Origin of the sequence: Methylobacterium sp. P1-11, from assembly GCF_008329595.1 — a bacterium.
Classification (GTDB): Bacteria; Pseudomonadota; Alphaproteobacteria; order Rhizobiales; family Beijerinckiaceae; genus Methylobacterium.
The window spans coordinates 43,127-57,022 of the sequence record NZ_NPKS01000022.1 but is presented as its reverse complement, the minus strand read 5'-3'; the positions used below and the strand labels follow the sequence as shown (position 1 = coordinate 57,022).

At 69.6% G+C, this 13,896-nt stretch carries 14 protein-coding genes and 1 pseudogene; 4 read left to right on the top strand and 11 right to left on the bottom strand.

The window, feature by feature from the left end; all coding sequences use genetic code 11:
- Nucleotides 1-51: 51 nt before the first annotated feature.
- A pseudogene (locus tag CIW48_RS21235) lies at nucleotides 52-1,086 on the top strand (Cj0069 family protein).
- Between the two features lie 119 nt (nucleotides 1,087-1,205).
- Here CIW48_RS21235 and CIW48_RS21230 read toward each other — a convergent pair.
- From CIW48_RS21230 to CIW48_RS21220, 3 genes are all read right to left on the bottom strand, one after another.
- A complete protein-coding gene (locus CIW48_RS21230; RefSeq protein ID WP_149312541.1) occupies nucleotides 1,206-2,948 on the bottom strand; it encodes an ethylbenzene dehydrogenase-related protein in 1,743 nt (580 codons plus the stop codon).
- Between the two features lie 297 nt (nucleotides 2,949-3,245).
- Nucleotides 3,246-4,307 carry a DMT family transporter gene (locus CIW48_RS21225; RefSeq protein ID WP_149312540.1) on the bottom strand — a complete coding sequence of 354 codons (1,062 nt, stop codon included), beginning with the start codon at nucleotides 4,305-4,307 and terminating at the stop codon, nucleotides 3,246-3,248.
- A gap of 521 nt (nucleotides 4,308-4,828) precedes the next feature.
- Complete coding sequence (locus CIW48_RS21220) at nucleotides 4,829-5,830, bottom strand: site-specific integrase (RefSeq protein WP_149312539.1); 1,002 nt, start codon at nucleotides 5,828-5,830, stop codon at nucleotides 4,829-4,831.
- Nucleotides 5,831-6,126: 296 nt separating this feature from the next.
- Between CIW48_RS21220 and CIW48_RS21215 the strand changes: the two genes are divergently transcribed.
- The 3 genes from CIW48_RS21215 to CIW48_RS34165 all read left to right on the top strand — a co-directional run bounded on the left by CIW48_RS21215 (nucleotide 6,127) and on the right by CIW48_RS34165 (nucleotide 8,639).
- Nucleotides 6,127-7,422 carry a hypothetical protein gene (locus tag CIW48_RS21215; RefSeq protein ID WP_149312538.1) on the top strand — a complete coding sequence of 432 codons (1,296 nt, stop codon included), beginning with the start codon at nucleotides 6,127-6,129 and terminating at the stop codon, nucleotides 7,420-7,422.
- 143 nt (nucleotides 7,423-7,565) lie between these two features.
- Nucleotides 7,566-8,213, top strand: a complete 648-nt coding sequence (locus tag CIW48_RS21210; RefSeq protein ID WP_149312537.1) for a lysozyme — start codon at nucleotides 7,566-7,568, stop codon at nucleotides 8,211-8,213.
- 270 nt (nucleotides 8,214-8,483) lie between these two features.
- Nucleotides 8,484-8,639, top strand: coding sequence for a helix-turn-helix domain-containing protein (locus tag CIW48_RS34165; protein ID WP_246695355.1), 156 nt, complete (start codon nucleotides 8,484-8,486; stop codon nucleotides 8,637-8,639).
- 29 nt (nucleotides 8,640-8,668) lie between these two features.
- Here CIW48_RS34165 and CIW48_RS21200 read toward each other — a convergent pair whose 3' ends face one another.
- From CIW48_RS21200 to CIW48_RS21165, 8 genes are all read right to left on the bottom strand, one after another.
- Entirely contained in the window at nucleotides 8,669-9,055 is a 387-nt protein-coding gene (locus tag CIW48_RS21200) for a rhodanese-like domain-containing protein (RefSeq protein WP_149312536.1), read from the bottom strand.
- 11 nt (nucleotides 9,056-9,066) lie between these two features.
- Nucleotides 9,067-9,978 carry an MBL fold metallo-hydrolase gene (locus CIW48_RS21195; protein WP_149312535.1) on the bottom strand — a complete coding sequence of 304 codons (912 nt, stop codon included), beginning with the start codon at nucleotides 9,976-9,978 and terminating at the stop codon, nucleotides 9,067-9,069.
- 20 nt (nucleotides 9,979-9,998) lie between these two features.
- Entirely contained in the window at nucleotides 9,999-10,808 is an 810-nt protein-coding gene (locus tag CIW48_RS21190) for a sulfite exporter TauE/SafE family protein (RefSeq protein WP_173009343.1), read from the bottom strand.
- Nucleotides 10,805-11,254, bottom strand: coding sequence for a DUF6691 family protein (locus tag CIW48_RS21185; RefSeq protein WP_149312533.1), 450 nt, complete (start codon nucleotides 11,252-11,254; stop codon nucleotides 10,805-10,807). Before CIW48_RS21185 ends, CIW48_RS21190 begins: the two co-directional genes overlap by 4 nt.
- Nucleotides 11,255-11,257: 3 nt before the next feature.
- The gene (locus CIW48_RS21180; protein WP_149312532.1) at nucleotides 11,258-11,683 is read right to left on the bottom strand and encodes a YeeE/YedE family protein; all 426 of its coding nucleotides are present in this window, start codon (nucleotides 11,681-11,683) and stop codon (nucleotides 11,258-11,260) included.
- Between the two features lie 244 nt (nucleotides 11,684-11,927).
- A complete protein-coding gene (locus tag CIW48_RS21175; RefSeq protein WP_149312531.1) occupies nucleotides 11,928-12,395 on the bottom strand; it encodes a DsrE family protein in 468 nt (155 codons plus the stop codon).
- Nucleotides 12,379-13,227 (bottom strand): L,D-transpeptidase, encoded by an 849-nt coding sequence (locus CIW48_RS21170; RefSeq protein WP_149312585.1) that lies wholly within the window; start codon nucleotides 13,225-13,227, stop codon nucleotides 12,379-12,381. The genes CIW48_RS21175 and CIW48_RS21170 overlap by 17 nt, the downstream gene beginning before the upstream one ends.
- Entirely contained in the window at nucleotides 13,227-13,862 is a 636-nt protein-coding gene (locus CIW48_RS21165) for a DsbA family protein (protein ID WP_149312530.1), read from the bottom strand. The genes CIW48_RS21170 and CIW48_RS21165 overlap by 1 nt, the downstream gene beginning before the upstream one ends.
- Nucleotides 13,863-13,896 lie beyond the last annotated feature (34 nt).

Genomic DNA, 13,896 nt, shown 5'->3' with positions numbered 1-13,896 from the left:
GCACCCACCTCTCGCTCTAGAGCCGCCCCAGCCATCCTCCCGGTGCTGACGATGACTGTTCCAGGTCCGCATCCCTTCAAGGTCGCCGTCGACTGGCGCGGCGACGCCCAGGCTCGGGCCGCGGCGCGTCCGGAGACCAGCCGGTTCGCGGCGGTGTTCGCCGCTTTGGAGCGGCACGGGCTCGCCGGCGAACCCGCCGTCTGGGTCGAGGGCCAGGCCAACGTCCTGCTGACCCAGCTACTGGCTGTCGATGCGGTGCTGGTCTGGGTGAACCCCGTGACGAAGGACACCGGCGAGGTCCGAGGCGCCCTCGACGCGCTGCTGCGGGAGGTCGCCGCCGCCGGGATCATCGTCAGCGCCCACCCTGACGTGATCGACCGGATGGGCACCAAGGAGGTGCTGTACCGGACGCGGGAGATGGGCTGGGGAACGGATACGCACCTCTATGCAAGCTGTGCCGCCCTCGCGGCAGCGTTCCCCCGGCGCTTGGCCGAGGGGCCGCGGGTGCTAAAGCGCAGCCGCGGCAACGGTGGCATTGGCGTGTGGAAGGTAGAGCGCGCCGCCAGCGCGGAGGAGGTCCTGGTGCAGGAAGCGAGCGACAGGAGCCGGCGTACCGTGCCGCTCGACGCATTCCTGGCGCAGCGCGCCTCCGACTTCGCGGCGGGCCTCACCCTCGTCGACCAGCCGTTCCAGACGCGGCACTAGGAGGGGATGGTCCGCTGCTATGTCAGCGGCACGCGCGCGGCGGGGTTCGGCACCCAGCTCGTCACTGCCCTGGCGCCGCCTGAGCACGGACGGGCACCGCCACGCCTCTATTCCGGACCGGAGGACGAGCGGTTCCAGCGCTTACGATGCCTGCTCGAACAGGACTGGATACCCGAGATGACGAACCTGCTCGGGTTGAAGCCGGACGACCTGCCCCTCATCTGGGACGCCGACTTCCTGCTCGGGCCGAAGGATGCCAGCGGCGAGGACACCTACGTGCTCTGCGAAATCAACGTGAGCTCGGTGTTCCCGATCCCCGATGAGGCGCCTGACGTCCTGGCTGCGACGACGCTCCGGCGGCTGGCCGACGCTCGCAGGTGATCCCTAAAAATTATTGACGGTAAGATGCACAAAGCAGATGTTTCGAGCAAGACGAATGCGCCCGGTACATTTCGAACAGACGTCGATCCATAAGCTTTCTCTTCGACCGGGATCTGGCTTCAACGTACGTCCATGACGACCGGCCGCGTGTGCCGAGTATGTCGGGTCTGGGTATGATCGAAGACGCCGACCCACATGTAGAGGTGGGTGCCGGGGACGAAGGAGGCGTCGTACTTGCTCTCCGACTTCAGGGCTCGGCTGACGATCAATGTCCAATGGCCGTCGCGCCAGTCGGCCGCCCCCTTGAGATCGTAGCGGTCCCCGGAATGGTTACCGGTGATCAAGACCGCCGGCATGATCGTTCCCACCGGCACCTTCGCGTCCGCTTCAGCGGTGTAGTCGACGGTGTCCTGAGGCAGCATCCACCATTTCGAGCCCTCGTCCGTCCCGGCGTTGGGGTCATCGTTCCATGTGCCCATCGCCCGGGTCATGGCGACATGATCCTTCGGAAGCTTCAGTGGTGTGACCGGGCCGCCCTTGTAGTCCGCGGGCGTCATGAGCTTGAAATTATACGTGTAGGGCGTGTCGCCCGGATCGCCCCAGTAGCCGGCCTGATACCGGTTGAGCTGCGCAGCCTCGTTCTGCGTCGGCTGTCGGGGCGAGCCGATATACATGTCATCGACCTCCCCGAGCAGGCCGCCGCGTGAGGCCTTCCACTGCCACATATCGACCATATTGCCGTCCGTGTAGTGGAGCCCGCGCCCGTTGCGCGAGCCGGGGAAGTCGGGATGCGGCTTCGGCCCGAGATGGGAGACACCGCCGGATCCGAATGCGTCGCTCGTGGAGAAGATGACGGCGAACTTGTCTTCATAGAACGTGGTGACGTCGTCGATGAACGGGCTGTCGCCCAGCAGGTGCCATCCGTCCTCGCGCTTGATCATCGGCAGGCGTCGGGTCGATCTGGAGGGATCTTCCCACCGGAACGCGAAGTAGATGCGGGCCTCGTCCCGAACGGCACGGATCTCGACGGTCGACTCGCCCAATCCGTCCTTCAGGTTGATGCCCTGCATCGTCCGGATCGTCACGGGACGAGCGGTTTTCCAGACGTCGTCGTCCAGGAGCTTCGCGAGATCCGGAGCGCGGTTGACCGGTCGGACGTCGAGGTGGTCGCGTGTCGCGACGTCGACGGCCGCGAGACCGGTAATCACCGGTATGCCGACCAAGGACGCGATCAGGAGGGGCTTGCGGGAAGCCGCGGGTCCGACGAGCGCTGCTGGACGAAACAACCGGAGCAGTTGTTGCCAGCCGCCGTACAGGAAGTGGGTCGTCATGTGGATCGCGATGTAACCGAGCGCGATCAGGGCGCAGGTCGCATGCAGCCAGACGACCCACCCACCGAAGCCCAGATAGAGGGCGATCCCCGTACCGGTCATGATCAACACGACGGCATAGATGAACCAGTGCAGCAGCACGTTGACGCCGCCCCAGCGCGCCTTTCGAGCGGTGGCTGTGGACCCGGGCAGCGCGATAGCACGCATCCTGCGCGGCGCGTTGCGATCCAACAGGCCGCCGAGCACGAGGTACAGGACGTAGGCGCTGAGGCAGAAGAATAGCGCGAGCCCCGCGAGGAAGTGCACGGTCCAGACTTCACCCTGCGGCAGGATGGGCGCGATCCACTTGGCGAACACGGCCGTGCGGGCGTCGGCCGAGATGCGCAGGCCGGTGAACAAGCTCGCCACCATGGCGACGACCGTCAGCCAATGGATAACGATCGTACCCAGGTCGCTGCGAGGCTTCGAGGTGGAGTTTGCCTGCGATGGGGCTCCGGAGCGTAGTTCGGCTGGAGCCACTGCCTTGTTCATCCACGTAGCTCACAACAAACGATTTGACATCGAGTCGAGCGGCAGGATGAAGATGTTTCGTTAACGAATATTCTCACATGCCTTCGCGGCTATTGCTCGGGTCGCAACGGGTCGGGTTCTCTCGCTTCGACGAGACTGATCACGGCCGGTATCTGCGGTGGTTCTCGCCGCGGCCGCGGGTTTTGGACCAGAGAAAGCGCTTGAGTTCCGCAACCTCCTCAGGCCGGCGGGCGCCAGCTGACGTTCTGCACGCAACGGCCCTGCTTCTGAAGGGCGCTACAGGATTGGCTCCTGCACTTAACGATGCCCGTGCTGGTGATGCAGATCGGGATAATGCGGATGTGTGTGCCGCAGCGGCTTGTGCCGGTGCCAGTGCGAGTGTGGTTCCATCACCGGACCGTCATGCTCGTGCTGGTGGTGCTCGTCGTGGACGTGGATGTGCTCGTGCTCCATGACCTCGTGAGCGTGCTCGTGCTCGTGGCGCTCCGCGAGGTGCAGCCACAGGCCGATCTCCATCAGCAGACCGGCCACGACGACCTGGATCGTGACCGGCTCGCTCAGCAGCGCGACGGCAATCACCGCACCGATGAAGGGCGCGAGCGAGAAGTATGCCCCGGTGCGCGCCGCGCCGAGGTGGCGCAATGCCAGCATGAATAGGACGAGGCTCACCCCGACCCCAAGGAACCCGACCATGGCCGCCGCGCCGATCGTAGCAATGGGCGGCACGGTCGCACCCAGCAGGAGAGCCAGGGCGACATTCACGCCGCCAGCCACCAGACCCTTGATAGTCGCCGTCACCACCGGGTCGGCCGAGGAGAGTTTGCGCGTCAGTTTGTTGTCGATGCCCCAGGCCAGACAGGCCGCGGCGATCAGCGCCGCACCCGCATCGAGGCGCACGCCTTCGCCGTTCCACGACAACACGACCGCGCCCATGAGGATGGCGAACGCACCGAGCAAGAGACGCCGATCGACGTTCTCACGGAATACCACCCACGCGATGAGCATGGTGGCTAGCCCTTCGAGATTGAGCAGGAGGGAGCCGGAGGCGGCCGAGGTGCGCGCCAGCCCCAACATCAGCAGCAGCGGCCCAGCCAACCCGCCGAAAAGCACCACCGCTGCCAGCCACGGCAGATCGTGACGGCGCAGAGGAGCTTCCGGCGCCGAGACGCCGAGCGTCGCCCGGGCGCCATACACGGCCGCCAGTCCGCTGCCAGCGCCGAGGTAGAGCAGCCCAGCGAGCAATTGAGGTGGAATCACGCCGAGGAGCAACTTGGCGACAGGAGCTGAGGCTCCGAACAGCACGGCAGAAAGGAGGGCCAGCGGCACACCCGGCCACAGGTGGGAATGCGATTGCTTCATACCGCGAACCTATCAGGCAGAGCCATGTTCGCCGACCCGCGCTAGAGGCGAGCGTCATGGCCGCTTTCCGCAAGCAGCTGCTACGCACGTCTACGGCTCGCTTGTTGGTAGCCATGCACGACGCGCAATGGCATCGCCGATCCAATAGGGCCTGCCCTACTGGAACGATCCAAGCCACGAATCATAAGCGTTCCATGCGGTGGCCTCTAGCTTCCGGAACGCAAAATCGCGAACGTCAGAGATCCTTGTGGAGCTCGGCGGGACGGCCGCGGGACAGACACGATGAAGGACTGTCCGGCCATCGCAGCGGCCGCTTCCGTACCTTTAGTTCGCCCCGTAAGCCGCCCTCCGAACATTGATGGTCGTGTCCGCTTGCGGGAAATCGTGACAGCTCACCGAATGACCGGGATGGGCGCATTGCGGAACGTCCGGTTTCGGGGGAAACTTTTCGGCTTGGTGAGATCTCACTCTGACAGTGACGTGCCGCGTTGCAGCCGGGCCTTAAAAATTATCTCGCCACCTCAATGACATAGGTGTTCGCATTTTTGTTCAGACTGGCGCGCCACCGGCGCATTTTTCTTCATCTCTGCCAGTGGTTTACCGGAAGTGGGGTCCGATTCCGCTTCAGCGGTGGGATCACGTCGTCCCGCGGGGAGGCGTTTCCAGGCACTGTCGGCGAGCCCCGGGCGCTGCGCCTCGCGCGTGTCGCGCTCCACTTCCTCCAGCGTCTGATGGCCGGTGACGGCCATGATCTCGTGCGGCGTGCAGCCGCGCTCGGCGAGGCGCGCCACGGTCGCCTTCCGCAGGCCATGGGCCGAGCAGTGCGGAAGCCCGGCTTGATCGCACCACGCGCGGAAGCGGTTTCCGAACCCCGCCACCGAGAACGGTTTGCCGTAATCCGTGACTAGGAAGGTCAGGTGCGCGGAGGGCAGGCCGGCGATAGCCTCGGCGAGATCCGGGAACACCGGGACGTCGACCAGACGGGGCTTGCGGTGCTCGTTCTTGGCCTGGACGTAGCGCAGGCGGCCGTCGCAGATGTGCTGCGGGCCGAGGCGCGTCGCGTCCTCGCGTCGGCAGGCCGTGTAAAACAGCAGCGCGAACGCGAGCCGCGGCTTCGAGCCGAGCGGGTGCCGGCGCTCGAACTGCTCGACCCCGTCCAGCGTCGAGGTGTGGTGCCCCTTGGTGACGTACTGGGCGCGGTTCACGTCTCGGGTCGGGTCCGCCTCGACGATGTCTTCCTCCAGGGCCCACTGGAACAGGGTCCGGAGCGCCTTCAGCATCGTGTTGGCGGCGGCCGGCGTGTCGGCTTTCTCATCCCGCAGGCGCCGCACGTGGCGCGGCTGCATTAGAGCGAGCGGCGCCGTGCCCGTGTCGCTCGCGGCGATCGCGTTCAGGGCGCGCTTCTGCCAGCCCTGCGTCGAGGCATCGAGCTTCTTGAACGGCGCGCTCGCGAGGTAGCGCTGCGGCACGTCGATGAAGGAGCCGGAGGCGGGACGTTCCCCCTTCGTCGCCAGGGCCGCCATCGCGCCGTCGCGCGCCGCCGCATAGGCCTTCCGGGTGCACGAGCTGGCATTACGCCGCCGCCGGCGACAACCGCCCCTGGACGCAGTCGGTCGACGTCTGCCCGGCGCTCAACGCCGCCTTCGCCGACCTGGTCGGCCGCGGCGGCGGCACCCTGGCCCTGCCGCCCGGCATCGCCCGGTGCGCGACGCCCCTGCGTGCGTCCAACCTGTCCCACGTCACAATCGTCGGCCAGGGCGTCGGCGCCTTCGACCGGTCGGGCACGGAGCTGCGCTGGACCGGCCGGCCCGGCGCGCTGATGCTCGACCTGCGCAGCACCACCCCGCAGACGCCGGTCTCGGGCGTGCGGATCTCCGGCCTCGTGCTCAACGGCGGCGGCACCGCGCGCTCCGGCCTCTACGTGCGCGGCCTGAAATACTCCAATATCGACCTGCTGGTCCGCGAGACCACGGGGCCGGGCGTCGACATCGACGTCGACGAGGCGAAGGGACCGCTGGTCACCGGCTCGCTCACCGGCACGGTCTGGGCGGCGTTCACGCCGGGATCGGGCGGGACGGACGGCACCTACACCGACGTGCCGCTGGGCAATGCCGGCGGGACCGAGGGCGCCGGCGCCACGGCCGACATCACCGTCGCCGACGGGGCGGTCTCGGCCATCGCGATCAGGACCGGCGGGCGCGACTACGTGCTCGGCGACGTGCTGAGCCTGCCGGCCGCCCGGATCGGCGGCACGACCGGCGCCACCGTGACGGTCGGCAATTGCGGCAACGCCGCCACCTCCTTCCTCGACACGTCGCAGAACGTCTGGAATCTGCGCGTCACCCAGCAGGGCGCCGCCAGCGCCGACGCCCAGGGCGTGCGCATCGGACCCGGCTCGCCGTGGCTCGACACCAATTCCAGCCAGTGGCTGAACGTGCTGACCCTGACCGAGGCCGGCACCGGCTTCGAGATCGGCAACGCCGACACCAACGAGTTCCTGTTCACCCGCGGCGACCATATCGGCAGCACGGGCCACGGCCTGGAGCTGCGCGGCGGCCTCTGGGGGCTGCCCTCGTCCGCCCGCGCCAACCGCTTCGGCACGGTCTCGGCGGCGGCGGGGCTCGTCGCCCGGGGCGGGGCGCATCCCAGCACCCGCAACGTCGTGGCCAAGTACAACACCGAGAGCGGCGAGGCCGGCCCGGTCTACGAGGCCGGGGCGGGCATCACCATCACGGACGACCAGGGCTACCCGATCGGCAATGTCGGCTTCACGGTCAACCAGGCCCGCACCGGCTACACCCCGGAGCTGAAGCGCGGGACGAGCGCGGCCACCAGCGCCACGGCGGCGGCCGATTACCGCCGGTTCGGCCGCGAGATCCTCGGCATTCGCCTGGACGTGAAGGTCACCGGCGGCAGCGGCTACATCCGGGCCTCGCTGCCCTGCGCGCCGTTCAAGGACACGGTGCTGACCGGGTTCGACCGGGCGACCGGGCTGAGCGTCCAGGGCCGGATCGGCTTCGCGGATCCGAGCGTCTACATCTACAACGCGGACGGCTCGACGCCCGGCGCCAGCACGCAGCCGCTGCTCACCGGCGACCTGGAATGCGCGAACTAGAGCCGTGCCCGATCGCGTTGCAATCGGGCACGGCTCTAAGCCTTTGTTTTGACGCGCTCTCTTGCGCCGAACCGGTATCCACTTCGGCGGAGACCGCTCTAGCGCGCCCCGCCCCCGGAAGCGCCCGCCGGACAGGAGCCCCCATGGATCTCTCGCCCCTCGGACGCGCCGCCCTGGCGGCGCGCGAAGGCTGCCGGCTGCGCGCCTACCGCGACAGCGTCGGCACGCTCACGATCGGCCGCGGCCACACCGGCGCGGCCGGTCCGCCACGGGTGACGCCCGACCTCGTCCTGACCCAGGCGGAGGCCGACGCGCTCTTCGCCGTCGATCTCGCGCCCACCGTGGCCGCCGTGCGCGCCGCCCTCGCGGGGCCGGTGCCGCAGCCGTTCTTCGACGCCTGCTGCTCGCTCTGCTTCAACGTCAGCGCGCCGAATTTCGCGCACGCGGGCGTCGTGCGGCCGGCCAATGCGGGCGACCTGCCCCGGGCCGTCGAGGCGTTCCTGATGTGGGACCGGCCGGTCGCGATCCTCGCGCGCCGGCAGGCAGAGCGCGACCAGACGGCGCTCGCGGCCTACGGTGCCGTCTACGCCCGCCGGGGCGATTCCGCGCCAGGGCGCGCCGGATGGCCCGGTCCCGTCCCGGCCGCGCCGCCGCGCCCCGACCCGCTCGCGCCGATGACCGGCGCTCCGGCGGTAACCCAGGTCACACAAAACCGGCGCGGCGGGAGAAAAACGCAACGCGAGCCGGACGATCGAGCCGTCGTCATGGCCGGGGGACCACGTCAGCCATGACGGATGCCCAGAAGGTCGAATGGTGGATCGACCGTTTCCCGCTCCTTCAGGCGCTGAGCCCGGCGTATCTCCAGATCGCCCGGGGAACCGTGCATTTCCCAGTGCTGGACGCGGGCGCCGTCGCCTACGAGCTGGATGGCGGATGCGCCAACTACCGGATGTGCCTGGAGGGCCGCACGCGCATCTTCCGCAGGTCGGAGGGCGGGCGCGAGGTGCTGATCTACAAGGTCGGCCCGTCTGGCCGAGGCGGACCCACGGGGCGTGGCCGCGGTGACCCACCAGAAGCTCGCGCACGACATCGGCAGCGTGCGCGAGGCGGTAAGCCGCATCCTGGGGCAATGGGCCGAGGCGGGCCTGATCGAGGTCCGGCGTGGCGCAGTCGAGATCGTCGACCGCCCCTGCTTGGAGGCCGCGGGTAGGCGGTGACCTGCGGCCTGTCGCGTTGCCGGTCGCGATCAGGCTGGATCCACCGTGCCGCCGGCCTTCGCCAGGGCCGGGAAGCCGCCCGCGACATGGGCGACCGGTCCGAGGCCCATGTCGTTGAGCGACTTGGCGGCCACCGCCGAGCGGTTGCCGGAGCCGCAGTAGAGCAACAGGCGCTTGCCACCGCCGAGCTCGGCCCGGTGGGTCGGGCTCGCGGGATCGGCCTGGAACTCCCGGAAGCCGCGGGGCACATGGACGGCTCCGGCGATCCTGCCGGTCTTGGCCAACTCCTCGCCCTCGCGCACGTCGACGAGCACCGTGTCCGGCTGGCCGAGACGCGCCAGCGCCTCCTCGGCCGACAGGGTCTCCACCTCCCGGCTGGCCTGCGCCACCAGGTCCTTCGCGCTGGTCGTGGTCATGGTCGTCTCCCTCATTCGCCCCACGCCGCGCCGTCGAGGGCGTCGAGCGGGATCTTCAGGTAGCGGCGGCCGTTCGCCTCGGGTTCCGGCAAGCGTCCGCCGCGGATGTTCACCTGCAGGGAATGCAGGATGAGCTTCGGCATCGGCAGCTTGCGGTCGCGCGCCTCGCGCATCGCCACGAACGCTTCCTCGGTCGGGGTCTCGACGAGGTGCGGGTTCTCGCTCCGCTGCCGGGCGACGGTGCTTTCCCAGGCCGCCATCCGGCCGCCAGGGCGGTAGTCGTGCCCGGTGAACAGCCGCATGTCGTCCGGCAGGGCCATGATGCGCTGGATGCTGCGCCACAGCGCATGCGCATCGCCGCCCGGGAAGTCGGCCCGTGCCGAACCGCTGTCGGGCATGAACAGGGTGTCGTGGATGAAGGCGGCGTCGCCGATCCGGTAGGCGATGGAGGCCATGGTGTGGCCCGGCGTGAAGAGCGCCTCGGCCTCCAGGTTGCCGATCCGGAAGCGCTCGCCGTCGGCGAAGAGCCGGGACCATTGCGAGCCGTCCGTCCGGAACGTGTCGGGCAGGTTATAGAGCCCCTTCCAGAGCCGCTGGACCTCGACGACCTTCTCGCCGATGGCGGTCGGGACGCCCGTCCGGTCATGAAGGTAGCCGGCCGCCGAGAAGTGGTCGGCGTGCGGGTGCGTGTCGAGGATCCACTCCAGCGCGTAGCCCTCCCGCTCGATATGGGCGAGCAGGGCGTCGGCGGACCGGGTCGCGGTCGCGCCGGACTTCGGTTCGAAGTCGAGGACCGGGTCGATGATCGCGCAGCGCTTCGTCTCGGGATCCGCGACGACGTACTGGATGCTGCCGGTCGGCTCGTCGTGGAAACCGGTGACGATGGGATGCCCGCGCAGGGCTCCGACGGCCTGGTTCGACATGGGTCTCCTCCTTTCCGGGTTCAGGCGTTCAGGCCGAGGAGCGGCAGGGCCCCGCGGGCGACGACGTAGAGGCCGACCAGGATGACGAGGCCGGCGAAGGTGACGGTCAGGGCGCGCTTGCGCCCGGCGAGGCGCTGGCCGAACCGCGATCCGACGAGGCCCCCGAGCACGCCCCCCAGGATGAATAGGCCAGCCAGGGGCCAGTCGATCAGGCCGGAGGCGGCGTAGCTCGCGGCGGTCGCCGCCCCGAAAGCGCTCACCGCGACCAGCGAGGTGCCGATGGCCATGGTCAGCGGCATCGACGTCGCCAGCATCAGGCCCGGCACGATCAGGAATCCCCCGCCTACGCCGAAGAAGCCGGAGAACAGGCCGACCGCGAGGCCGATGCCGAGCAGCCAGGGCAGGACCACCGGGGCGCTGGCCCTGGTCAGGCGCACGTCCGGATCGCCCTCGCCGCGCCGCTTGCGCAGCATCAGGCCTCCGACCACGAGCATGACGGCCCCGAATAGGACGAGCAGGCTCCGCCCGTCGACCGCCTTGGCGGCCGCCGAGCCGACGAGGGCGCCGACGACCCCGGCGAGCGAGAACGCCGCCGCGCAGCGCCACTTCACGTTCCCGGCCCGCCATTGCGGGACGAGGTTGCCCGCCGCGCTGACCGAGACCGCCAGGGCACTGGTCCCGATGGCGACGTGGGGCGAGGACACGCCGACCACGTAGGTCAAGAGCGGGACCGCGAGGATCGAGCCGCCCCCGCCGACGAGGCCGAGGATCACGCCCACGACCCCGCCCGAGCCGGCGGCGAGACCGGATGTGAGGGGACCGGGCATCATACGTCGGCTCCCAGCGCGGCGGTCGGCTTCAATCGCGCCGCCGGCACCAGGCGGAACAGCAGCATGCCGGCGACCATCGCCGCCACGAACGTCACGGCTTCGGCCGGGGCTACCGTCAGGATGGTGAGGGCGGGCCCGGGGCAGAGGCCGGCCAGTCCCCAGCCGAGGCCGAAGATCGCGGCCCCGGCGATCAGGCGCGCGTCGAGGTCGCGACGGGCCGGGACATCGAGCCTGGGCGCAAGAACCGGTCGGCCGCGCCGCCGCGCCAGGCGGTAGCCGGCGGCCGAGACCGCGACGGCGCCCGCCATGACGAAGGCGAGGCTCGGGTCCCAGCGACCCGTCACGTCGAGGAAGGCGAGGACCTTGGCCGGGTCGGCCATGCCTGAGACGAGGAGGCCGAGGCCGAACAGGAGCCCGACGGCAAAGGAGAAGGCGACCTTGGCCATGGCTCAGGCTCCGATGAGATGGCGCATGACGAGGACGGTCAGGATGGCAACGACCATGAAGGTGCCGGTCGCGGCCAGTGAGCGGGGCGAGCCGCGGCCGATGCCGCAGACACCGTGGCCGCTGGTGCAGCCGGCGCCGAGGCGCGCCCCGAACCCGACCAGCAGGCCCGCGAGGATCAGGAGCGGGATCGATGCCCCGACCGTCACCGGCGGCACGCTGCCCCCCAGGCCGGCGTAGGCGAGCGGTGCCAGAACGAGGCCTGCCACGAAGGCGGCGCGCCAGCCGGTCTCGCGCGAGGGCGGGGCGAGCAGTCCGCCGAGGATGCCGCTGATGCCCGCGATCCGTCCGTTGAGAAGCAGGAAGAGGGCTGCGGAAGCGCCGATCATGGCACCGCCGGCGAGGGCGCTGACAGGCGTGAAGCCATCCATGGCGGTCGCTCCCACGCGGTGGTCCGGGCCGATGCCCGGATGGCCGCAGGGAACATCTTCCTCTGGCCAGCCAAAACATTAGGCGACACTTAATTAGCAATATCTAATGTATTGTCAAGCGCGAAACCAGTGGCCCGGCGCGGGATGCGCGAAGTGGGTGCGGTGGCACACGGGCCCCTTAGCTCATGGACGGCCCCTCGCCGACGGGATGCCGGCGGGAAGCGCGTGTTACCGTTCGACCGGATCAGGGATGGATGTAGGCGAACCCCATGCCCTGCAGGCGCGCCAGTTCGGCGACGCCGCTCGGGACGATGTCGTCCTCGCTGACGCCGTACAGGGTGCTGTGGTCGATCTTCCGTTCGCGCAGGGTGATGGCGCAGACCAGGAACCGGACGCCCATCCCCTTGAGGGCATCGATGCGGCCGGCGAGTTCTTTGTCGTTCGCGGCCGACTGGAAGAGCCCGACCCCGTCGCCGAGGCTCACCACGCGGATCTCGACATGTGTCTTGCCCAGGGCCTCGACGTGGTTGCGCAGGTTGCCGAGCAGGCGCTTGAAGTAGATCGCTCCGTCCGGGCCGCCTCCGCCGTTGTGGTAGACCACCTTCTGGTCGGCGTAGTAGCCGGCCGGCGCCTCCGAGCCGGCGCGGACTGTCCCGATGCCCATGGTCGCGAGGACGGCCGCGAGCAGCAGGCTCCTAAAGACCGTCGTCATCCGCCACTCCTTCGTCCGTCAGGGGTTCGGGCGCCTCCGAGGCGCCGCGGGATAGGTCGTCGAGGCCCGCATGGTCCAGGCCGTCTCTCACGGCCGGCCCGGTCTCGGCGTCGCCGCCGAGGCTGCCGGTCGTCTCCGACGCCGCCGGCCGCGCGGCCTGGGCGGTGCCCTGCGACCCGAGCACGACCACCTTCGTGCCCGTGGGCACGCGGCGGTGCAGGTCGATCACGTCCTGGTTCAGCATGCGGATGCATCCCGAAGACACCGCCTCGCCGATGCTCCAGGGCTCGGTGGTGCCGTGGATGCGGTAGAGCGTGTCCTTGCCGTCCTTGAACAGGTAGAGCGCTCGGGCCCCGAGGGGATTGCGCGCGCCACCGGGCATGCCGCCGGCCCAGCGCCCGTTCCGCTCCGGGTCACGCCGGAGCATGTCGGGGGTCGGCGTCCAGCGTGGCCAGGACGCCTTGCGGGCGACCGTCGCCTCGCCGGTGAACTCGAAGCCGGCCTTGCCCACCCCGACCCCGTAGCGCATCGCCTTGCCGCCCTCCATGACGAGGTAGAGGAAGCGCCGGTAGGGGTCGACCACGAGGGTGCCGGTCGGCTGCTTGGTCGGGTAATCCACGACCTGGCGGACGTTGCGGGCCTTGAGGTCGCGCGGCTCAACCGCCGCGACCGGGAACGGCTCGTCCGTGATGGCCGCGTAGCGGCGCACGGCATCCGCCGGAAGGCGCGGCCCCGCCTCCGCGACCGGGCCGGGGGCGCCGATCGAGGCCGAGCAGGCTCCGAGCGCCGAGGCGAGCGCGAGGAACGCCGGGAGGCGCAGGACTCGCCGCATCACGAGCGACCCCTGGCGCGCGCCTGCGCGACCGCCTGCTTGAAGCCGTTGTAGTCGAGGGCAGTCGCGACCTTCAGCGGGCCGATCAGGAAGACCGGCGTGCCCTGCAGGCCGAGGGCGTCCGCCTGGTCGAGGTTGCGCTGGAGCAGGGCGGTGATCTCGCCCTGGTGGGACGTGCGGTCCGCCTCCAGACGGGCCATGTCGAGGCCGGAGGCGGACACCGCCTCCAACATCCGCTCCTTCGGGATCTTGCGGCCGGGGATGCCCATCAGCGCGCGATGCACGTCGTCGTAGCGTCCCTGGTACTTCGCCGCGAGGGCGAGCTGGGCGCCGTAGACGGAGGCGTCGCCGAGGATCGGCCAGTCCTTGTGAACGAGGCGGATGCGCCCGTCCGACTGGACCAGCCGGAGCAGGTCGGGCTCGGCCTTCTTGCAGAAGGGGCAGTTGTAATCGAGGAAGGCGACGATGGTCAGGTCGCCCTTCGGGTTGCCTGAGATCGGCGCCTCGGGGTCGTTGAGGATGGCGTTCGGGTCGATGCCCTGGGCGAAGGCCTCCTCGGTACGGGGTGCCAGCGACAGCAGGGCTGGCGCGAGCGCGGCGGCGGGCAGAAGGGCGAGCAGGGTCCTGCGGTCCATGACGGTCTCCGTGGGTATGGGTAGGTCGAGAGGG

Coding starts and splice junctions, on each gene's coding strand:
- CIW48_RS21225 (WP_149312540.1), bottom strand. CDS start 4,307: ATGAAGCAATCGCATTCCCACCTGTGGCCGGGTGTGCCGCTGGCCCTC.
- CIW48_RS21230 (WP_149312541.1), bottom strand. CDS start 2,948: ATGAACAAGGCAGTGGCTCCAGCCGAACTACGCTCCGGAGCCCCATCG.
- CIW48_RS21185 (WP_149312533.1), bottom strand. CDS start 11,254: ATGGCCAAGGTCGCCTTCTCCTTTGCCGTCGGGCTCCTGTTCGGCCTC.
- CIW48_RS21165 (WP_149312530.1), bottom strand. CDS start 13,862: ATGGACCGCAGGACCCTGCTCGCCCTTCTGCCCGCCGCCGCGCTCGCG.
- CIW48_RS21210 (WP_149312537.1), top strand. CDS start 7,566: ATGGATCTCTCGCCCCTCGGACGCGCCGCCCTGGCGGCGCGCGAAGGC.
- CIW48_RS21190 (WP_173009343.1), bottom strand. CDS start 10,808: ATGATGCCCGGTCCCCTCACATCCGGTCTCGCCGCCGGCTCGGGCGGG.
- CIW48_RS21175 (WP_149312531.1), bottom strand. CDS start 12,395: ATGACGACGGTCTTTAGGAGCCTGCTGCTCGCGGCCGTCCTCGCGACC.
- CIW48_RS21200 (WP_149312536.1), bottom strand. CDS start 9,055: ATGACCACGACCAGCGCGAAGGACCTGGTGGCGCAGGCCAGCCGGGAG.
- CIW48_RS21215 (WP_149312538.1), top strand. CDS start 6,127: ATGCTCGACCTGCGCAGCACCACCCCGCAGACGCCGGTCTCGGGCGTG.
- CIW48_RS21180 (WP_149312532.1), bottom strand. CDS start 11,683: ATGGATGGCTTCACGCCTGTCAGCGCCCTCGCCGGCGGTGCCATGATC.
- CIW48_RS21195 (WP_149312535.1), bottom strand. CDS start 9,978: ATGTCGAACCAGGCCGTCGGAGCCCTGCGCGGGCATCCCATCGTCACC.
- CIW48_RS21220 (WP_149312539.1), bottom strand. CDS start 5,830: ATGGCGGCCCTGGCGACGAAGGGGGAACGTCCCGCCTCCGGCTCCTTC.
- CIW48_RS21170 (WP_149312585.1), bottom strand. CDS start 13,227: ATGCGGCGAGTCCTGCGCCTCCCGGCGTTCCTCGCGCTCGCCTCGGCG.